General features: G+C 70.7%; 21 protein-coding genes. 4 read left to right on the top strand and 17 right to left on the bottom strand.

Translation table 11 applies throughout. The annotated features are described in order from the left end of the window. Window positions 1-87 precede the first annotated feature (87 nt). Window positions 88-1,719, bottom strand: coding sequence for a putative glycoside hydrolase (locus ABTZ59_RS21965; protein WP_351409424.1), 1,632 nt, complete (start codon window positions 1,717-1,719; stop codon window positions 88-90). Window positions 1,720-1,921: 202 nt separating this feature from the next. Between ABTZ59_RS21965 and ABTZ59_RS21970 the strand changes: the two genes are divergently transcribed. After that, on the top strand, window positions 1,922-2,926 hold the full coding sequence (locus ABTZ59_RS21970; protein ID WP_351409438.1) for a polysaccharide deacetylase family protein: 1,005 nt from the start codon (window positions 1,922-1,924) through the stop codon (window positions 2,924-2,926). Window positions 2,927-3,119: 193 nt separating this feature from the next. Here ABTZ59_RS21970 and ABTZ59_RS21975 read toward each other — a convergent pair whose 3' ends face one another. Continuing rightward, window positions 3,120-3,992, bottom strand: coding sequence for a phosphotransferase enzyme family protein (locus ABTZ59_RS21975; protein WP_351409454.1), 873 nt, complete (start codon window positions 3,990-3,992; stop codon window positions 3,120-3,122). Window positions 3,993-4,143: 151 nt separating this feature from the next. Between ABTZ59_RS21975 and mgt the strand changes: the two genes are divergently transcribed. The 3 genes from mgt (at window position 4,144) to ABTZ59_RS21990 (ending at window position 6,499) form a co-directional block, all read left to right on the top strand. Next, window positions 4,144-5,355: a macrolide-inactivating glycosyltransferase gene (gene mgt, locus ABTZ59_RS21980; RefSeq protein WP_351409461.1), complete on the top strand. Its 1,212-nt coding sequence runs from the start codon at window positions 4,144-4,146 to the stop codon at window positions 5,353-5,355. Window positions 5,356-5,595: 240 nt separating this feature from the next. Next, the gene (locus ABTZ59_RS21985; RefSeq protein ID WP_351409469.1) at window positions 5,596-6,144 is read left to right on the top strand and encodes a DUF1697 domain-containing protein; all 549 of its coding nucleotides are present in this window, start codon (window positions 5,596-5,598) and stop codon (window positions 6,142-6,144) included. Then, window positions 6,137-6,499, top strand: coding sequence for a nuclear transport factor 2 family protein (locus ABTZ59_RS21990; protein ID WP_351409476.1), 363 nt, complete (start codon window positions 6,137-6,139; stop codon window positions 6,497-6,499). Before ABTZ59_RS21985 ends, ABTZ59_RS21990 begins: the two co-directional genes overlap by 8 nt. 19 nt (window positions 6,500-6,518) lie before the next feature. Here the strand turns inward: ABTZ59_RS21990 and ABTZ59_RS21995 are convergent, their stop codons facing one another. The 15 genes from ABTZ59_RS21995 to ABTZ59_RS22065 form a co-directional block, all read right to left on the bottom strand. Further along, a complete protein-coding gene (locus ABTZ59_RS21995; protein ID WP_351409489.1) occupies window positions 6,519-7,358 on the bottom strand; it encodes an ABC transporter ATP-binding protein in 840 nt (279 codons plus the stop codon). A gap of 303 nt (window positions 7,359-7,661) precedes the next feature. Beyond that, window positions 7,662-7,928 carry a DUF1876 domain-containing protein gene (locus ABTZ59_RS22000; RefSeq protein WP_351409503.1) on the bottom strand — a complete coding sequence of 89 codons (267 nt, stop codon included), beginning with the start codon at window positions 7,926-7,928 and terminating at the stop codon, window positions 7,662-7,664. Between the two features lie 156 nt (window positions 7,929-8,084). Next, window positions 8,085-8,912 carry a sirohydrochlorin chelatase gene (locus tag ABTZ59_RS22005; RefSeq protein ID WP_351409511.1) on the bottom strand — a complete coding sequence of 276 codons (828 nt, stop codon included), beginning with the start codon at window positions 8,910-8,912 and terminating at the stop codon, window positions 8,085-8,087. A gap of 4 nt (window positions 8,913-8,916) precedes the next feature. Then, window positions 8,917-9,765, bottom strand: a complete 849-nt coding sequence (locus ABTZ59_RS22010) for an ABC transporter permease (RefSeq protein WP_249947922.1) — start codon at window positions 9,763-9,765, stop codon at window positions 8,917-8,919. Window positions 9,766-9,859: 94 nt separating this feature from the next. Then, window positions 9,860-10,651, bottom strand: a complete 792-nt coding sequence (locus tag ABTZ59_RS22015) for an ABC transporter ATP-binding protein (RefSeq protein ID WP_351409518.1) — start codon at window positions 10,649-10,651, stop codon at window positions 9,860-9,862. 45 nt (window positions 10,652-10,696) lie between these two features. After that, on the bottom strand, window positions 10,697-11,806 hold the full coding sequence (locus ABTZ59_RS22020; protein ID WP_351409527.1) for an aliphatic sulfonate ABC transporter substrate-binding protein: 1,110 nt from the start codon (window positions 11,804-11,806) through the stop codon (window positions 10,697-10,699). 254 nt (window positions 11,807-12,060) lie between these two features. Next, complete coding sequence (locus tag ABTZ59_RS22025; protein ID WP_351409537.1) at window positions 12,061-13,470, bottom strand: sulfate adenylyltransferase subunit 1; 1,410 nt, start codon at window positions 13,468-13,470, stop codon at window positions 12,061-12,063. A gap of 2 nt (window positions 13,471-13,472) precedes the next feature. Continuing rightward, entirely contained in the window at window positions 13,473-14,411 is a 939-nt protein-coding gene (gene cysD, locus ABTZ59_RS22030; protein ID WP_351409548.1) for a sulfate adenylyltransferase subunit CysD, read from the bottom strand. Continuing rightward, window positions 14,408-14,977 (bottom strand): adenylyl-sulfate kinase, encoded by a 570-nt coding sequence (gene cysC, locus ABTZ59_RS22035; RefSeq protein ID WP_351409557.1) that lies wholly within the window; start codon window positions 14,975-14,977, stop codon window positions 14,408-14,410. Before cysC ends, cysD begins: the two co-directional genes overlap by 4 nt. After that, window positions 14,974-15,675, bottom strand: coding sequence for a phosphoadenylyl-sulfate reductase (locus ABTZ59_RS22040; protein ID WP_351409565.1), 702 nt, complete (start codon window positions 15,673-15,675; stop codon window positions 14,974-14,976). The genes cysC and ABTZ59_RS22040 overlap by 4 nt, the downstream gene beginning before the upstream one ends. Continuing rightward, window positions 15,672-15,848: a hypothetical protein gene (locus ABTZ59_RS22045; protein WP_249947791.1), complete on the bottom strand. Its 177-nt coding sequence runs from the start codon at window positions 15,846-15,848 to the stop codon at window positions 15,672-15,674. The genes ABTZ59_RS22040 and ABTZ59_RS22045 overlap by 4 nt, the downstream gene beginning before the upstream one ends. Further along, window positions 15,845-17,542: a nitrite/sulfite reductase gene (locus tag ABTZ59_RS22050; protein ID WP_351409587.1), complete on the bottom strand. Its 1,698-nt coding sequence runs from the start codon at window positions 17,540-17,542 to the stop codon at window positions 15,845-15,847. Before ABTZ59_RS22050 ends, ABTZ59_RS22045 begins: the two co-directional genes overlap by 4 nt. A gap of 147 nt (window positions 17,543-17,689) precedes the next feature. Continuing rightward, window positions 17,690-17,773 (bottom strand): putative leader peptide, encoded by an 84-nt coding sequence (locus ABTZ59_RS22055; protein ID WP_326614601.1) that lies wholly within the window; start codon window positions 17,771-17,773, stop codon window positions 17,690-17,692. 109 nt (window positions 17,774-17,882) lie between these two features. Then, window positions 17,883-18,422, bottom strand: a complete 540-nt coding sequence (locus tag ABTZ59_RS22060; RefSeq protein ID WP_351409599.1) for a GNAT family N-acetyltransferase — start codon at window positions 18,420-18,422, stop codon at window positions 17,883-17,885. Window positions 18,423-18,492: 70 nt separating this feature from the next. Then, on the bottom strand, window positions 18,493-19,812 hold the full coding sequence (locus tag ABTZ59_RS22065; protein ID WP_351409616.1) for a GAF domain-containing protein: 1,320 nt from the start codon (window positions 19,810-19,812) through the stop codon (window positions 18,493-18,495). Window positions 19,813-19,883: the final 71 nt, after the last annotated feature.

Raw genomic sequence — 19,883 nt, forward strand, 5'->3', positions numbered from 1 at the left:
CCGGTACGTTTCCGTACGGGGGAGCCCCTTCGCCCCACGATCACACCTACGGGACGCCGCTCCCAGACAGAGGTCTCGCCTGCCCCGTCAGTGCGCGGCGATCTGCTGGAGGGCCGCCCCCTGGTAGCGGGCACCGGCGTTCCAGAGGATGAAGGAGTTCATCTTGTTGGCCGCCGCCGCCTTGATCTGTTCGGCCACCTGGGTCGGCCCGTACTTGCTGCCCATCGAGAAGTCCTGGAGCCACGGGACGATCTCGGTCTGGGTGCCCTTCGCCAGGCGGCGGAAGTCGGCGAGCGAGCGCTGCACGATCGCGTACGGGGCGGTGTCGGGGTTGGCGACGCCGTACTCTCCCGGCCCCCAGTGCGACGGGTAGACCATCGGCGCGATGTAGTCGGTGACCTTGACCAGGGCCGGGATGTCCTGGGCGATCTCCTTGGGCCGGGTCGCGGCTATGCCGAAGACCGAGACACCGAGGTACTTGCCGTGCGGGCGCATCGCGATCCGGGTGTCGCCGACGAACGAGGTGATGGACTGCTCGGGCGTCGCGGACCCGATGCCCGGGAAGCGCATCTTCGACAAGGGGCCGTCGGGGCGGCGCACATAGTCGTAGAGGACATCGTCGAAGCCGAGCTGAGCCGCCTCCACGGCGAGGTCCTGGTTGTACTTGCGGACCGTGGGGTCGGCGAAGTTGGTGAAGGCCAGGTTTCCGTAGTGGCCGCCGCCCGCGTACGCCCCGCCGTCCGGGGTCTGCACGACCTGGTCGCGCTTGCCGGCCTTCCAGGCCGCCGTGGCGAGCTTGGGGTCGCGGAAGGCGACGATGCGGCCGATGACCTGGGCGCCGGCGGCGTGGATCTCGGCAATGGCCTTACGAGCGTCGTAGTAGCCCTTGGCGGCGCCGATCTGACGGGCCAGCGCCACCTGGGAGGCGTACCCGACCTCGCCGTCCTCGTCCTTGATGTCCAGTTCCACGGCGTTGAGCTTGCCGCTGCGGACCAGGGCCATGACGTTGGTGCGCAGGGTCTTGTCGCCCCAGCCGATGGCGGTGATGTGCGCGGCACGGATCATGGGGCGACGGCCCCGGGTCGACACGGCCTTGGCGGTGAGGTTTCCGGCGCGGTCCACAGCGGTGATGTTCACAGAGGGAGTGCCCTTGGGAACCGTGATCTTGAAGGCACCGCCCTTGTCGAGGGGAACTTCCTTGCCGTCGACGCTCACCTTGGCGTCGGTGGAGGCCTTACCGGTGACAACAACGGGGTCGTTCGCGTTCTTGATCTCGGGGTCGGTCACCTTCAGGTCGGGAGCGGTGGTGTCCACGGTGAAGGCCACGACCTCGCGGTACGAGGCGAAGGGGAGACTGCTCTCGCCCTCCACCACCAGGGTGTGCTTGCCCTCGGTCAGACGCGGGAGGCCGAGTTTCAGCCGGGCGCCCTCAGGGGTGATCGGGACCGCCGTGCCATCGAGGGTGACGCGCACCTTGTCCTTGCTGCCGGCTTCCCCGGCGTCGAGGTAGGCGCTGATCTGTGCGGCCTTGCGCGCGTTGAGGACGGCGCCATCGCTGAGACCCTGCACGTCCGGTCCCGGCGCGAGGAAGGTCCAGGCCCCGACGCCGGCTCCGGCCAGTGCGAGCGCCACGGCCGTCGCTATCAGGGCGCGTCGGCGGGCCGGACGGTGGGGACGGTAGGAGGAGGGAGAGCGGGATATGTGTGTCGTGGCCATCATGACGCCCTTCGTGCTGTGGCCGGGGGTTGGTTCCTCCATTGCTTGCCGCACCGGCGTGTCGGCGCTCCTGTTCTGACGGGATTTCACACGAACGGCCGCGCTCGGCCCCGGCGTGGTGACTGCGCCATCCAGGGGACGGTGCGGTACGGGGGCTCCCGCCGCCGGTAGGGATGGCGCGACACATTCGCCTTGGAGGTCCCTCATGCGTCACCCGCTCGTCCCGCTCTGCGCCCTGGCAGGCGCCGCCCTGCTCGCCTCGGGCTGTTCCCCGGGGTCGTCGTCAGCCGGTGGTCAGTCGGCCGCCTCGGCCGCGATGGCCAGCCCCGTCGCCGCGAAAGCCCCGGCGGAGGTGGGCGCCGACGAACTCGGCCAGGTGCCGGTCCTGATGTACCACCAGCTCACCGCGAAACCGGCCAGCGTCTACGACCGGACCCCGGCCGATTTCCGGGCCGAGCTGGAGCGCCTCGCCCGGGAGAAGTACGTGCCGGTCACCGCCCGGGACTTCCAGACGGGCCATATCGACATCCCGGCCGGAATGCACCCGGTGGTCCTCACGTTCGACGACTCGACCAACAGCCAGGTGAGCCTTGACGCGAACGGCAACCCGGCGCGGGACTCGGCCATCGCCATCCTGGCGGAGACGGCGAAGAAGCACCCCGAGTTCAAGCCGGTGGGGACCTTCTTCGTCAACGCGGACGCCTTCTCGGCCACCGGTCCCGCCAAGGCGCTCAAATGGCTGAAGGATCACGGGCACGAGATCGGCAATCACACCGACCGCCACCCGAATCTGGCCTCCCTGGACCAGGCGGGCGCCGCGCGGGCCATCGTCGGCGGACAGCAGGCGATCGTGAAGGCCGCGCCCGGGACCAAGGTCACCTCCCTCGCGCTGCCCTTCGGGGCCATGCCCAAGCCGCCCGAGGTCGCCGCGAAGGGAACGGGCTACCGCAACGAAGGCGTGTACCTCGTGGGCGCGAACCCATCCGTCTCGCCGTTCGCCAAGGACTTCAAACCCGGCGCGATCCCACGGATCCGCTCGGCGGGCCCCAAGGACGCGGACGCCGAGTTCGGTTCTTCGCGATGGCTGGACAAGCTCGCCGAGGGGAAGAACTGGTACGTCTCGGACGGGGACCCGAACACGATCTCCTTCCCCAGTGCCTCGCAGGACAAGGTCGCGCCGGCCTTCGCCAAACAGGCCAAGCCCTACTGACAAGCAGGCCAGGCCCTGCCAGGACGTGGTGCGGGCGTCCCGCCGCGTCGTCCAGTGTGCGTACGCCCGGAGCGTCGCGCGCACTGGACGGCGTTCTCCTCCCGCTGTGTCATCCGCCGGATGCCGGGATTAGGTCCTGTCCGACCGGACAGGACCTAGCCGCGGCCCGTGGCCGGGGGACCGGTCGAGCCGGTCAGAACGGGTACCAGCGGACCTCGGGATCGTCGGCGCGCAGCGAGGCGACCCGGCGGCGGAACTCCTCCAGAGCCTTGGGGTTGGCCGGCGCGTGCTGGGCCACCCAGGCGCAGCTGGCCGTCTCGCGGGCGCCGCGCAGAACCGGGCAGCCCGGCCATTCGCGTACGTCCCAGCCGTAGACCGCCGTGAAGGTGTCGTACGCCTCGGCGGGCAGCCCGTACCGGTCGCGGGAGAGCGCCATGACCACCAGATCGTGTTCTCTGAGGTCCGACGAGAAGGTCTCCAGATCGACCAGGACGGGGCCGTCCGGGCCGACATGGACATTGCGCGGCAGCGCGTCACCGTGGATCGGGCCCATCGGGAGCCGGGGGACGAGTGTGGCCGCGGCCTCGGCGAAGCCGTCGCGCCGGCCACGCAGATAATCGGCGTCGGCCGGGTCGATCGCGTCCCCGGCCATCCGCAGCCAGCGCTCGACACCACCGAGGAGTTCCCGGCGGGGGAGGGTGAACAGCGACGGGTCCGGGGCGGGCAGGGCGTGCACCAGCCGCAGGAGGGACGCCAGATCGCCGGGCCCGGCGGGCCGTACGGCGGCGGGCAGCCGGTGCCAGAGTGTCACCGGATGGCCCTCCACCGACCGTGCCTCCGGCTCGGCCGCCCGTACGGCCGGAATGCCGGACTCCGCGAGCCATGACGCGAGGGCGACCTCGCGGCGCGCCCGCTCCAGCAGCTCGGTGTGGTCCGTCGCGTCCCGGCCGATCTTGACGACCACCTCGGCCGTCGCGAATACCGCGTTCTCCCCCAGGGCCAGCAGTTCCGCGTCCCGCGGCAGCCCCGTCGCGGCCAGGATCTCCCGCGCCCGCGCCTCGTCCATCAATGGCTCACTTGTCTCTGGTGATCACACCTGTGGTTGTTCCTGTCCGGCGAAGTCTCGCATCCATGCCGGTTCGCCCCGGAAGGAGGAGGGACGACCCCGCGCCTGAATTGAGTTGCACGAGACGTATCGTCTCGTCTACGGTCGTGCCATGACCGCATCGAAGCGTGCCCATATCGCCATGTTCTCCATCGCCGCCCACGGGCATGTGAACCCGAGCCTGGAGGTCATTCGGGAACTGGTCGCCCGGGGCCACCGCGTCAGTTACGCGATCCCCGCCTCCTTCGCCGAGAAGATCGCGGCCACCGGCGCCGAGCCGGTGATCTACACCTCCGTGCTGCCCGGCCCCGACGACGATCCCGAAGCCTGGGGCACGGAGCTGATCGACAATCTGGAGCCGTTCCTCGACGACGCCATCCAGGCGCTGCCCAAGCTGATCGAGGCGTTCGAGGACGACAGGCCCGATCTGGTACTCGGCGACACCACGGCCTATCCGGCGCCCCTGCTCGCGCACCGCTGGGGCGTTCCCTACGTCCAGTTCTCGACGCACATGGTCGCCTGGGAGGGGTACGAGAAGGAGGTCGCCGAACCGATGCGCGCGCAGCTCGACTCCACCGAACGCGGCAGGGCGTACCGCGCGAGGTTCCAGGAGTGGCTGGACGGGCACCACATGGACCACACCGACCCGGACCGGCTGATCGCCAGGCCCGCCCAATCCCTCGTACTGATCCCCAAGGCGCTCCAGTACAAGGCCGAGACGGTGGACGAATCCATCTACACCTTCGTCGGGGCCTGTCAGGGGGAGCGCGCGGAACAGGGGGAGTGGCGGCGGCCCGCCGGGGCGGAGCGGGTGCTGCTGGTCTCGCTCGGTTCGGCCTTCACCAAGCAGCCCGCCTTCTACCGGGCGTGTGTCGAGGCGTTCGGCGATCTGCCCGGCTGGCATGTCGTCCTACAGATCGGCGCGTATGTCGACGAGGCCGAGTTGGGCGACGTACCGGCCAATGTGGAGGTGCACCACTGGGTGCCGCAGCTCGCCGTACTCAAGCAGGCGGACGCGTTCATCACCCACGCGGGCGCCGGCGGCAGCCAGGAGGGTCTGGCGACGGGCACGCCGATGGTCGCGGTGCCGCAGGCCGTCGACCAGTTCGGCAACGCCGACGCGCTGGTCGCGCTGGGCGTGGCGCGTCGTCTCGACACGGAGAGCGCCACCCCCGAGGCGCTGCGCGCGGCGGTCCTCGCCGTGGCCTCGGACCCCGAAGTGGCCGACCGGCTCGGGGAGATCAGGCGTGAGATGGCGGCGGAGGGCGGTACGCGACGGGCGGCGGATCTGATCGAGGAGGCCCTGCCGAAGGGCGTGGCCTGAGCGGCGCGTCCGCGGGCACCCCGAACAGGCTGCTCACGATCGTCGAGTGGCCGGCACGCCCATACGTCCCGCACCCCTCCGGCACGTCCGGCGGCCGTCGCGCCCTCCCCACCGAGTGCGGCGGTCGCCGCGCAGCGCCGCTCCCGCCGCCCGCCGCGCCTGTCGGGTCCTGCCCGGACAGGACCTACGACCCGCCCGCGCCGGGCCCCCACGCGCGGCCTCCCGTCCTATCGTGTGCTCATGACCACGACGTACGCCGCACTCCTGCGCGGGATCAATGTGAGCGGCCACAGACGGGTCCCGATGGCCGACCTCCGCGAGCTGCTTTCGGAGCTGGGCCACGGTGATGTCCGTACCTATCTCCAGAGCGGCAACGCCGTCTTCACCAGCGAATCGGACGACGAGAGCGCCCTCGGCGCCGCTCTGGAGCGCGCCATCGAGCGGCGCTTCGGGTTCACCGTCGACTGTCTGGTGCGCGGCGCCCCGTATCTGCGGGCCGTCACCGAGGCCTGCCCCTTCCCGGCACAGGCGCTGGAGGGCAGGCAGCTCCATCTCACCTGCTTCTCGGAACCGGTGGGTCCCGAGCGGCTCGCGTCGCTCGACCCGGCCGCGTTCCTCCCCGAGGAATTCCGGCTCGGCGACCGCGCGCTGTATCTGTACGCGCCGGACGGCGTCGGCCGCTCGAAGCTCGCCGCGGCGCTGGCCAGGCCCGCCCTGTTCAAGGGCGTCATCGCCACCAGCCGGAACTGGAACACCGTCCTCAAGCTGGTGGAGCTCACCCGTGGCTGACCGAACGTCCGCGATCTCCGCCGCCATCCGGGCCGAACTGCGGCTGCTCGACCGGGCGGTACGGTCCTCGCCCGTCCTGCTCGCGGAGCTTCTTCACCCGGACTTCAGGGAGTTCGGCGCCTCCGGCCGGGAGTGGGACCGGGCCTCGGTCATCGCCCTGCTCACCCAGGGCGGCGCCCCGGCGCCCCCGCCGATCACCACCTCCAAGATGCGGGGCGTGCGGCTCGCGCCCGACGTGGTGCAGCTGACCTACGACAGTGACTCCAACGGCCGCCGGGCGCACCGCAGTTCACTGTGGCGGCTGACCGATGACGGCTGGCTGCTCTTCTTCCACCAGGGCACGCTGTTCGACTAGGACAGGACCTAGGCCAGGCCTAGGGTGTGTCCGGTTCGCGCCTGGTGGCGCCCGGCGCCGTACGGCCGACCCGTTCGGCGCGCGCCGTCCACCGGCCGTCCGTACGGGAGATCCGCACCGGATGGCCGAAGCAGGTGCTGACCCGGTCCGTCGTCAGCACCTCGTCCGCGAGCCCCGCCCCCACACACCGCCCCGCGCGCAGCAGCATCGCATGGGTGGTGGAGGCGGGCAGCTCCTCCAGATGGTGGGTGACCAGCATCGTCGCCAGCTCGGGGTGTTCCAGCCGCAGCGCGTCCAGACTGCTGAGCAGTTGCTCGCGCGCGGCGAGATCGAGGCCGGTGGCCGGCTCGTCGAGCAGCAGCAGCCTCGGCCGGGGCATCAGCGCGCGGGCGATGAGCGTACGGCCCCGCTCACCCTGCGAGAGCGTCGGCCAGCGCGCCTCGCCCTTGCCGGCCATCCCCAGCATGGTCAGCAGCTCCCCGGCGCGCTCACGCTCGCGCGGGGTGGGGGACCAACGGGGCACCGGCTCCACGGAGTTCGTCAGCCCGGTCAGTACGACATCACGGACCCGCAGCGGTGAGCGCAGCGGATGGCGGGGATTGACATGACCGAGCCGGGCGCGCAGCTGTCGCAGATCGACCCGGCCGAGGGACTCTCCCAGGATCTCGACCGTTCCGCGCGTGGGGTGCGTGACCGCGCCCACCATCCCCAGCAAAGTGCTCTTCCCCGCGCCATTGGCGCCGAGCAGGGCCCAGTGCTCCCCGCCGCGTACGGTCAATGAGACCGAGTCCAGCAGCAGCTTCCCTTCGCGGACGACATCGACGTCTTTGGCGCGTACCACGGTGGCCGCGGTGGTCATACGTCTGTGCTCCCTGTTTCCGGCAGTCGGTGGCCATGGACCGACTGGAACCAGGGGCAGAGGCGCGAGACCGTGGGGCCCGCGCGAACTCGACACCGCCGCCGAGGTCCGGTCGAGGAGGGGGAAGCGGTTCTGCACCGAGGCGATCCCGGTCGGGGAGAGCGCCCGCTCCAGCTGGTCGGCGGTGATGGTGTTCGGACCGATGTTCCGGATTCTACTCCCGGGCCGCGGCTCGTCCGGAGCCCCCGGCCGCTCCGCCGGCGCCCGCCCAGGGCGTGGCCCGGACAGGGCGGCGGGGCGCCGTCACCTCCGGGAGGACTCCGCGGGGCCGGCGAGGTCGACGATGTCGTCGGAGGCCACGTCATGCAGCCGGATGGCCAGATCCTCCAGCGCGCGGCTGGCGGCCAGTTCGTCGCCTATCTCGGGTACGGTCCGGTCGATCGGATTGCGCCGGGCCATGCCTCTGCCCGCGAGGCGTGAGGTGTCCCGGGTGGTCAGGACGGCATCGGCCTTGGTTTCGTTGCCCTCTTCCGTGATGTGGATTCGTACGGTCCATTCCTTGGATTCCATGGCTATCACCCTTCCGCTCTTCCGAGTCTCCGCACGGATGAGCGCCATGGATAGGGCCGAACGGTACCGCCGGGTATGGGCCGGACCGTGACGGACAGGGGCGGTGTGACTCCGTGACGTGGCTGCGCCGGGCGGGCCGGCGGCATGACGCGTTGGCTATGCCGGGCGGGCCAGCGGCGCGCGGCGTTCCGGGGCCGATGCCCTCTCGTCGTAGCGGCACAGCAGCAGTCGCGCCAGCTCGGGGGCCGCGCCCAGCACCCCGGCCAGTATCTGCGCGCCGCCCTCCCGGGCGCCGGCCGCGATGCGGTCGGGCAGGAAGCCGGGGGCGATGACATACGGGGCCACGGCGACGCGTCGGGCGCCCTCCGCGCGCAGCGCCCGCACCGCGTCCTCGGTGCGGGGCAGTGATGCGGAGGCGAACGCAGGCCGCACGGCGCACCAACCGGTGTGCCGCCACTCCCGCGCGATTTCAGCGATCACTGCGATCGCCTCCGGGTCCGAGGAGCCCGCCGAGGCCAGGACGATCCCGGTCGAGCCCTTGTCGGCGGGGGAGAGCCCCGCCTCGTACAGCCGCCGCTCCAACGCGTCCGTCAGCAGCGGCGAGGGACCGAGCACCTCGGCCTGCCGGACCCGCAGCCGCGGATGGCGTGCCGACGCCTCGCGCAGCACCGCCGGGATGTCGGACTTGGCGTGGAAGGCGCGCGTCAGCAGCAGCGGCAGGGCGATCACGTCCCGTACGTCCTCCAGCGCCAGCCGGTCGAGCAGCTGGGGCACGGACGGGGCGTTGAAGTCCAGGAATCCGGTTTCCACGCGCAGCCCCGGCCGCAGCGATCGCAACCGCCCGGCCAGGGCGTGCACGGTCGCGGCATGCCGGGGGTCGCGGCTGCCGTGGGCGATGACCAGCAGGACAGGAGGGTGCGCGTGGCGCGTGGGCCGCCCGCGGTCCGCGGGATGGATGTGGTGCGTGGGATGTGTGCGGTGCATGGGATCAGCTCTTCACCAGCAGACCGCGGCCGCGCAGCACCCGCCGCTCCAGCGGACTGAAGATCAGCAGGTCGATGGCGATACCGACGATCAGGATCAGGAAGATGGCGAGGAACACCATCGGCATACTGCCGACCGTACGGCCGTTCTCCAGCAACTGCCCGAGGCCCACGCCGAGGTCGGGTGAGGACGCGATGATCTCCGCGGCCATCAGCGAGCGCCAGGAGAACGCCCAGCCCTGCTTCAGTCCGGCCAGATAACCGGGCAGCGCGGCCGGCATGACGATGTGCCAGGTACCGCGCAGCCCGGTGGCGCCGAGCGTACGGCCGGCCCGCAGGAAGAGCGGTGGCACCTGATCGACCCCGGAGACCAGACCGTTGGCGATCGAGGGGACCGCGCCGAGCAGGATGACCGCGTACATCATCGAGTCGTTGAGCCCCAGCCAGATCACGGCCGGCGGCACCCAGGCCACCGACGGCAGCGACTGGAGGCCGGAGAGGATCGGGCCGATGGCCGCGCGGACGAACTTCACCCGGGCGACCAGCAGTCCGAGCGGTGTGCCGATCACCAGCGCCAGCAGGAAGCCCAGCAGACCGCGCGACACACTGGTCCAGATATAGCCGAGCAGCGTGCCCTGCGCCCAGGCGTCGGACACCTCGCCCCACACCGCCCCGGGCGAGGGGAGCTTGTAGTCGTCGGTGACCTTGGCCCAGACCAGGATCTGCCACACCACCAGCACCAGCGCGATGGCGATGACGGGCGGCAGCACCTTCTGGACGAGCGTGTGACGCAGTGGTGGACGCCCGGTCTGTACGGTGTCCAGCGCGTCGAGTCCGGCCTCCAGACCGGCCATGTCGCCATGCGGCGAGCCACCGTGCGGCGAGGCGCCCTCCGACGAGGAGTCCTCCGCCGATGGGCCCTTCGGCGACGTGCCCTGCCGCGTCGTCTCAGTGCTGGCCATGTCGGCGGATCTCCCCACGCAGTTCTTCGGTGATCTCGACGGACAGCTCCGCGACGGCGCTGTCCTCGATACGGCGCGGCTGCGGGATGTCCACCCGCCACTCGCGGGCCACCCGGCCGGGGCGCGACGACAGCAGCACGACGCGCTGCGCGAGCCGTACCGCCTCGCGCACATTGTGTGTGACGAAGAGGACCGACAGACTCGTCTCCCGCCAGATCCGGGTCAGCTCGTCGTGCAGGACATCCCGGGTGATCGCGTCCAGCGCCGCGAACGGCTCGTCCATCAGCAGCAGTTGACTGTCCTGCGCGAGCGCGCGGGCCAGCGCGACCCGCTGCCGCATCCCGCCGGACAGCTCGTGCACCCGCTTGCCGTACGAGCCGCCCAGCCGTACGAGACCGAGCAGCCGCTCCGCCTCACCCCGCCGCTCCTGCTTGGGCACCCCGCGCAGTCGCAGCGCCAGTTCGATGTTCTTGCCCGCGGTCAGCCACGGGAACAGCGCGTGCTCCTGGAACATCAGGGCGGGCCGGCCGCCAGGGGTCTCGATGGACCCGGCGGACGGCCGGTCGAGCCCGGCGACCAGATTGAGCAGGGTCGACTTACCGCATCCCGAGGCTCCCAGGAGGGTGACGAACTCGCCCGGTGCGACATCGAGCGTGATGTCGTCCAGGACGAGCTGCTGCCCGGCCGGTGTCACGAAGGACTTCGAGACATGCGCGATACGGGCGGCGTGGTCCACCGCCGGGGTGCTTTCGGCGGCCTTGACGAAGGTTGTGGCCATGGTCGTCACCTCCTGGGAACGGCTGGATACGGTCGGGGTGCCGGCTTATTCGGCGCCGAGTCCGGCGTCGGCCACCTCGGGCTGACCGGCGGCCTTGAGCACCGTGTTGAGGGGCCCCAGGTCGTAGATGCCCTTCAGGTCCGGCTTCTTGAGCAGTCCTGCCTTGACCGCGTGATCGGCCTGTGCCTGGAGCGTCGCGGCCAGCGGGTCATTGGTGATCTGGATGGACTGCCACGCGGGGTCGATGACCTCGGGCGGCAGCGCCTTGCCGGAGAGCTTCTTCAGCGCCTCGTTGGCGGAGGCCTTCGCCTTGTCCTGGTTGGCGTTGATCCACTCGTTGGTCTTCACCGAGCCGCGCAGCACGGCCTCGACCACATCCGGGTGCTCACCGAGGAACTTCTGCGACACGATGATGTTCGTGATCACGAACTTCTTGTCCGGCCACAGGTCCGACTCGTCGAGCAGTACCTTGGCGCCCTCCGCGACCAGCTTGGACGCCGTCGGCTCCGGCACCCACGCGCCGTCGATGGAGCCCGACGCGTAGGCGTCCGGGGTGATCTTGTTGTCCGTACGGACGACGGAGACATCGCCCTTGCCGGACTGGGCGTCGACCTTCCAGCCCTTCTCGGAGATCCAGTTGAGGAACGCCACGTCCTGCGTGTTGCCCAGCTGCGGGGTGGCGATCTTCTTGCCCTTGACGTCGTCCAGGGTCTTGATCTTCGCCGGGTTGACCACGAGCTTCACCCCGCCCGAGGCGGAGCCGCCGATGATCCGCAGACTCTCGCCACCGGTCTGGGCGTAGCCGTTGATGGCCGGTGAGGGGCCGATGAAGCCGATGTCGATGCTGCCCGCGTTGAGGGCCTCGATTTCGGAGGGCCCCGCGTTGAAGGTCGAGGGCGCCACCTTCGTACCGCCCAGCTCCTTCTGGAAGAGACCTTCCTGGATACCGACCAGGGCGGTGGCATGGGTCAGGTTCGGGAAGTAACCGATCTTGACCGTGTCGGCGGAGAGCGCCTTGCCCTCGGCGGCCGGCGCGGCGTTGTCGCTCTTGTCCGCCTCGGCGCCGTAGCCGCAGGAGGTGACCGCGACGGCGAGCAGCGGCAGTGCGGCCACGAGGGTGAGTCCGCGGCGGGCGGTGGTGCGGGAGACAGGCACGGGAGGGGTTCCTCTCGTTGGCCCGGTGCTCGCGCCCGTTTCGCTAGGTCGGGGGCGCGGCCGGGAAGTCGGCAGGTCTTCGTCGGAACGGGGCGTACGGGTACTGCGGGTGGGGGGTGCGGGCGCGCGTGCGGTGCGCGTACGTCATCGCGCACATCGCGCCACGCCGCCCGTTCCCGCGCCGAGGGCGCCGCTGCCGACCCGGCCGCCCTCCTTCGCGAACGTCGCGAAGACGTCGTGAACCGCCAGGGTCATCAGAAGTCCCAGCCCTCGTCGTCGGCCGGGGCCGTGTCGGACGGGCCGGCGAAGGCGTCGCCCGCCATGCCGGCGCTCAGTGTCGTACCGTCCGCGGGGTCGATCAGCAGGAAGGAGCCGGTGTGCCGGGAGTCGGCGTAGCTGTCCAGCGCGAGCGGCTCGGCGGTACGGATCCTCACCCGCCCGATGTCATTGGCCACGAGCTGTCCCGGGGCCGGATGCTGGGAGAGATCGTCCAGCGTCAGCCGGGACGGGATGTCCTGCACGATCGCCTTGACCGTACGGGTGGTGTGCCTCAGCAGCACGCGCCGGCCCACGGTCAGCGGCTGGTCCGCGACATGGCAGACCGTCGCCTCGACATCCTGGGTCGTGGCGGGCAGGTGCGCGGTGGGCGCGATCAGATCGCCGCGCGAGATGTCGATGTCGTCGGCGAGCCGGACCGTCACGGACTGCGGCGCCCACGCGATGTCCACGGTGGTGGCCGCGCCGACGCCGACGCCCAGCGCGTCAATGCCCTCGATCGTGCTCGTACGGCCCGAGGGCAGGACGGTCACCGGATCGCCGACGCGCAGCACACCGGAGGCGATCTGGCCCGCGTAGCCGCGGTAGTCGGGGTGCTCGGCGCTCTGCGGGCGGATCACATACTGCACAGGGAAGCGCGCCGGGCAGTTGGCCAGATCATGGCTGACCGGGACGGTCTCCAGATACTCCAGTACGGTCGGGCCGCCGTACCAGTCCATGTGCGCGGACGGCTCCACGACATTGTCACCGGCCAGCGCCGAGATCGGGATCGCGGTGCACCAATTCTCCTGGGGGTTGCCCCCAGACCCCCAGCCCGGGACGCCGAGGGAGGCCGCGTACGCCGTGAACTCCTCGGCGATCGCGGCGAACACGGGCTCCGCGTACGCGACCAGGTCCATCTTGTTGACCGCCAGGACCACATGCGGGACCCGCAGCAGCGCGGCCACCGCGGCATGGCGGCGGGTCTGCTCGACCACGCCGTTGCGGGCGTCGACGAGAACCACGGCCAGTTCGGCGGTGGAGGCTCCGGTCACCATGTTCCGGGTGTACTGCACATGCCCGGGGGTGTCGGCGAGGATGAACCGCCGCCGGGGCGTGGCGAAGTAGCGGTAGGCGACATCGATCGTGATGCCCTGCTCGCGCTCGGCCCGCAGCCCGTCCGTGAGCAGCGCCAGATCGGGTGCCTCCTGGCCGCGGCTGCGGGAGGCGTGCTCGACGGCCTCCAGCTGGTCGGTCAGCACCGACTTGGAGTCGTGCAGCAGCCGGCCGACGAGCGTGGACTTGCCGTCGTCGACGGAGCCCGCGGTGGCGAACCGCAGCAGGGTGGTCGCCGACAGCCGCTCCGCGAACTGCTCCGCGGCGCTGTCGCTCGTGCTCGTGCTCGTCATGGCTAGAAGTACCCCTCGCGCTTGCGGTCTTCCATCGCGGCCTCGGACAGCTTGTCGTCGGCGCGGGTCGCGCCGCGCTCGGTGAGCCGGGAGGCGGCGATCTCGGCGATCACCGCGTCGAGTGTGGTGGCGTCGGAGTCGACGGCGCCGGTGCAGGACATGTCACCGACCGTGCGATAGCGCACCAGGCGCTTCTCGACGGTCTCGGACTCCTTGGGGCCGCCCCACTCCCCGGCGGTCAGCCACATGCCGGTGCGCTTGAAGACCTCGCGCTCGTGGGCGAAGTAGATCTCCGGGAGTTCGATCTCCTCGCGGGCGATGTACTGCCAGACGTCCAGCTCGGTCCAGTTGGAGAGCGGGAAGACCCGGACGTGCTCGCCGGGCGCGTGCCGGCCGTTGTAGAGCTGCCACAGCTCGGGCCGCTGACGGCGCGGGTCCCACTGGGAGAACTCGTCACGCAGCGAGAACACCCGCTCCTTGGCGCGGGCCTTCTCTTCGTCGCGCCGGCCACCGCCGAAGACCGCGTCGAACCGCTCGGCCTGGATCTTCTCGGTGAGCGGCACGGTCTGGAGCGGATTACGGGTGCCGTCGGGCCGCTCGCGCAGCTTCCCCGTGTCGATGTACTCCTGTACGGACGCGACATGGAGCCGCAGTCCATGAGCGGCCACCGTACGGTCGCGGTACTCCAGCACCTCGGGGAAGTTGTGCCCGGTGTCGACATGGAGCAGCGAGAACGGCACCGGCGCGGGCGCGAACGCCTTCAGCGCCAGATGCAGCATCACGATCGAGTCCTTGCCGCCGGAGAAGAGGATCACCGGCCGCTCGAACTCGCCCGCCACCTCGCGGAAGATATGGACCGCCTCGGACTCCAGGGCGTCCAGATGGCTCAGCGCGTACGGGGCGTCCGTGCCCTCGGTGACGGCGGCGACGGTGGTGGTCACGCCAGACCCCTCTCGGTGAGCAGTGCGTGGAGGGCTCCGGCGGACTCGGCTACGGACTGGGTGTGCGACTCGATCCGGAGATCGGGCGAGTCCGGCGCCTCGTAGGGGTCGTCCACCCCGGTCAGCCCCGAGATCTCGCCGGCCGCCTGCTTGGCGTACAGCCCCTTCACATCGCGTACGGAGCACACCTCGACCGGCGTGGCCACATGCACCTCCAGATACCCGGTGCCCTCGGCCTGATGGCGCTTGCGCACCGCCTCACGGCTGTCGGTGTACGGCGCGATCACCGGCACCAGCGCCTTGACGCCGTTCGACGCGAGCAACTCGGCGACGAAGCCGACGCGCTGCACATTGGTGTGCCGGTCCTCGCGGCCGAAGCCGAGGCCCGCGGAGAGGAACTCCCGGATCTCGTCGCCGTCCAGCACCTCGACGCGATGGCCCTCGGCACGCAGCCGCTCCGCCAGCGCGTTCGCGATGGTCGTCTTGCCCGCGCTCGGTAGTCCGGTGAGCCAGACCGTCGCGCCCTGCTCCGTCGCGCTCACACGCCCCTCCTGATGGTCCGTCATCCGTGCAGCCCGCACTCGGTCTTGCCGCGTCCGGCCCAGCGCCCGGCGCGCGCGTCCTCGCCCTCCAGCACCCGTCGGGTGCAGGGGGCGCACCCGACGGAGGCGTAACCGTCCAGCAGCAGTGGATTGGTGAGCACCCCGTGCTCGGTGACATAGGCGTCCACATCGGCCTGTGTCCACCGGGCGATCGGGGAGACCTTGACCTTGCCGCGCTTCTCGTCCCAGCCCACGACCGGGGTATTGGCCCGGGTCGGGGACTCGTCGCGGCGCAGTCCCGTGGCCCAGGCGTCGTATTCCGCCAGGCCCTCCTCAAGGGGCGCGACCTTGCGCAGGGCGCAGCACAGATCGGGGTCGCGGTCATGCAGTCGGGGGCCGTGCTCGGCGTCCTGCTCGGCGACGGTCCTGTGCGGGGTGAGTGTGATGACCCGGACGTCCATCACGGCGTCCACCGCGTCCCGGGTGCCGATGGTCTCGGGGAAGTGGTAGCCGGTGTCGAGGAAGACCACATCGACCCCGGGCCGTACCCGGGAGGCGAGATGGGCGACCACCGCGTCCTCCATCGAGGACGTCACGCAGAACCGCGCGCCGAAGGTGTCGACCGCCCAGGTCAGGATCTCCAGGGCGGGGGCGTTCTCCAGCGCGCGGCCCGCGCGCTCGGCCAGGGCCCGGGGATCGTCGGTCTCCGTCCGTGCCGTCATATCTCTTCGCCTCCGTCGCTCCGTTGGAGTCCGCGGGCCAGCAGCCCGAGGAACTTCAACTGGAAGGCGCGATTGCATGCCGCGCATTCCCAGGCGCCATGGCCCTGTTCATTCGGACGCAGGTCCTCGTCGCCGCAGTACGGGCAGTAGAAGGGGGCCGCGCGCTCACTCATGACAGCGCCTCCTCGGAGGCCCGCGCCGCCCAGCTGGCGAAGCGCTCGCCGTCCTCGCGCTCCTTCTGGAACCGCCCGAGCACCCGCTCGACATAGTCGGGCAGCTCCTCGGAGGTGACCTTCAGACCGCGCACCTTGCGGCCGAATCCGGCCTCCAGGCCCAGCGCGCCACCCAGATGCACCTGGAAGCCCTCGACCTGATTGCCGTCCTTGTCCAGCACCAACTGGCCCTTGAGACCGATGTCCGCCGTCTGGATACGGGCGCAGGCGTTCGGGCAGCCGTTGACGTTGATCGTGATCGGCTCGTCGAACTCCGGGATACGGCGCTCCAGTTCGTCGATGAGCGTGGCACCGCGCCGCTTGGTCTCGACGATCGCCAGCTTGCAGAACTCGATACCGGTGCAGGCCATCGTGCCGCGCCGGAAAGGTGACGGATTGACCCGCAGGTCCAGCGCCTCAAGACCGGCCACCAGCGAGTCGATCCGGTCCTCCGCCACATCGAGCACGATCATCTTCTGCTCGGCGGTGGTACGCAGCCGGCCGGAGCCGTGCGCCGCCGCCAGCTCGGCGATCTTCGTCAGCGTGGCGCCGTCGACCCGGCCGACGCGGGGCGCGAACCCGACGTAGAAGCGGCCGTCGCGCTGCCGGTGCACACCGACATGGTCCCGCCAGCGGTGCACGGGCTGCTCGGGCGCGGGGCCGTCGACCAGCTCGCGCTTGAGGTACTCCTCCTCCAGGATCCGGCGGAACTTCTCCGCGCCCCAGTCGGCGAGCAGGAACTTCAGCCGGGCGCGGGTGCGCAGCCTGCGGTAGCCGTAGTCACGAAAGACCGAGATGACACCGGTGTAGACGTCCGGGATCTCGTCGAGCGGCACCCAGGCACCGAGCCGCTGGCCGATCTTGGGGTTGGTGGAGAGCCCGCCGCCGACCCAGAGGTCGAAGCCGGGGCCGTGCTCGGGGTGGTTCACCCCGACGAACGCGATGTCGTTGATCTCGTGCGCGACGTCCAGCGACGGCGATCCGGAGATCGCGGACTTGAACTTGCGCGGCAGATTGGAGAAGTCGGGGTTGCCGATGATCCGGCGCTGGATCTCGTCGATCGCCGGGGTGCCGTCGATGATCTCGTCCTCGGCGATACCGGCCACGGGTGAACCGAGGATCACCCGGGGGGTGTCACCGCAGGCCTCGGTCGTGGAGAGCCCCACCGCTTCGAGCCGGTGCCAGATCTCCGGCACGTCCTCGATCCGGATCCAGTGGTACTGGATGTTCTGCCGGTCGGTGATGTCGGCCGTCCCGCGCGCGAACTCCTGCGAGATCTCACCGATGACCCGCAGTTGCTCGGTCGTCAGCCGGCCGCCGTCGATCCGTACCCGCAGCATGAAGTACTCGTCGTCCAGCTCCTCCGGCTCCAGGATCGCGGTCTTGCCGCCGTCGATCCCGGGCTTGCGCTGGGTGTAGAGACCCCACCAGCGCATCCGGCCGCGCAGATCATTGGGGTCGATCGAGTCGAACCCGGCCTTGGAGTAGACGTTCTCGATGCGCGCCCGCACATTGAGGCCGTCGTCGTCCTTCTTGAACTGCTCATTGCCGTTGAGCGGAGTGAAGTGACCCACGGCCCACTGGCCCTCGCCGCGGTGACGGCTCACCTTGCGGCGTGGCGTGGCGCTGGAGGGCTTTTCCGGGGTGGCGGCCATGGCGGATACGTCCTTCGAGACATGCAGGAGGGCGGCTCTGAGCCGCACACGCGCGCGTGGGCGCGGCGGTGCGCGGCATGGTTCAGAGAGGAAATCGAGAATTACGGGAGAGCGGGAGACCGCGGCATCGCGGCGGTGCTGGGACTCTCAGCCCGCCGGACAGATGGCGCTGGACATGCGGCCGAGGTCGACGTGCAGCCGACTCACCAAGGCAATACCAGCTCGGGACATGACGGAAGCGTGGCACGCGGGTCTCCGGGCAGTCCACTGTTATCCATCATGTGGATTCAGTCGTCTCATATCGCGAGACGATGTGGTGACCGTCACGGGCCCTCGGGGTTTACGCGGTGGCCGGGGGCTCCTCCTCGACCTTGGTGTCGAAGAGCCTGAAGCCCCGGCGCAGATAGTTGTCCATGGCGTACGGCCCGTCCTTCGAGCAGGTGTGCAGCCAGACCCGCTTCGTCGGTTCCGTCCCCGGCCACCGCTCGGCCAGATCCCAGGCCCTGGCCACCCCGTACGACAGCAGATGGCCGCCGATGCGCCGGCCCCGGAAGGCCGGGATCAGCCCGAAGTACACGATCTCGACCGTGGCCCCGTCCTGCGCCGCCAGCTCGATATACCCCGCCGGGGTGCCCCGCTCATACGCCACCCATGTCTCCACGCCGGGCGCGGCGATGATCTCCTGCCACCGCTCCCGCGTCAGCGAGAGCCGGTCACGCCAGCTCACATCGTCGCCGACGGCCGTGTACAGGAACCGGCTGAACTCCGCCGACGGCACCTGCGCCCGGACGATCCGCACCTCGCCCGGGGGCTCCGCCGCGGGCCGCAGATCGTCGGGTGAGGTCTGTTCCAGGGACCAGGTGGTCACAGAGATGCTCATACCGGCCAGCGAACCACGCCGCCAGGACGCCGCGGGACGCGGCCCCGTACCGGCCGGGCCGCACCGCCCCTCAGGGACAGGGCAGCCGCCGCGCGCCGAGCACCGCCGGGGCCGTCGAGTGCGGCAGCAGATCGGCGGGGTCCCGCGGCCGTACGACCTCCACCTCGACCTCCTCGCTGAACCGGTAGGGCCGGTGCGCCAGCACACCGGACAGATGGCGCCGCACCCGCGACATCTCGGCCCGTACCGTCACCGTCCTGGTGGGGTCGCCGAACACATCGCCCGCCAGCTCCGCCGCACTGCGGCCGGTGCGGTGCACCGCGAGGATGTACAGCAGCTCGGCATGGCGCGGGGTCAGCTCCTGCGCCCAGCTGCCCGCGGACCCGGACACCGCGACCGACCAGCGCCGCGGGCGGCTCAGGTCCAGCACCACCCGGCTGATCGTCTCACTGTGCGGACGCTCCTCGTCCACCTGTATGAGCCAGCCGCCCGGCAGCGGCTCGACCGAGCACATGCCCAGCGAGGGCTGCCACAGCCGGCCGGCCCGCAGTGTCTTCGGCAGTGGCAGCCGGTCCACCGGCGGCATGCCCGTCACCGCGGCCGTCCAGCCATGGGGGTCGACCGCCAGGGCGCGGCCCCCCAGCCGGCACAGGATCGGCGCCGCCACCGAACGCAACCGTTCCACGGCCCTGCCGTGCCGCTGGCGCAGCTCGCTCTCCGCGAGCCGGGCGACGGAGCTGACCAGCGCCAGCGTCGTCGGATGGAAGCCCGTCGCGGGGCCGCTCACATCGACCACCCCCAGCAGCCGCCCGTCGCGCGGATCGTGCACCGGTGACGCCGCGCAGGTCCAGGTGTGCAGACCGTGCACGAAGTGCTCGGCCGAGTGGACCTGTACCGGTGTGCGCATCGCCAGCGCCGTGCCTATCGCATTGGTCCCCATGGCCCGCTCGGACCAGCCGGCGCCCTCTTCCAGACAGATGCCGTTCGCCTGCCGCAGCGTGGCGGGACAGCCTTCCCGCCACAGCACCCGTCCCTCGTCGTCGGTCACCACCATCACCTGGTGCGAGGAGTGGACGATCTCGCGGAGCGCGCCGCTGAGCGTGTCCATCGCCTCGCTCAGCGCGGAGTCACGCCTGCGCCGCTCCAGTTCGTCCGGCGCCAGCAGCACACCGTACGCGGACAGGTCGGGGTCGAGACCGAGCCCGAGCATCCGCCGCCAGGACGCCTCGATCAGCGGCCGGGGAGCCACCGGCGGCGGTTCACCCGCCAGCGCGGCGTCCCGTACGCGGTGCAGCAGCCGGGCGGCCCGCGCACCGTCCATGGCCATGAGGCGCGTCAGATCGAGCGGCCCGTCGTTCAGCGGTGTGTCCTTCAGCGGTACGTCCTTCATCGGGCCCCCGGGTCACCTGCGGTGCAACGGATATCCAGCGCACCCGCATGCAACGGCCTGCAACTCTGGCG

The sequence above is a fragment of the Streptomyces sp. NPDC094034 genome (assembly GCF_040303865.1).
Classification (GTDB): domain Bacteria; phylum Actinomycetota; class Actinomycetes; order Streptomycetales; family Streptomycetaceae; genus Streptomyces.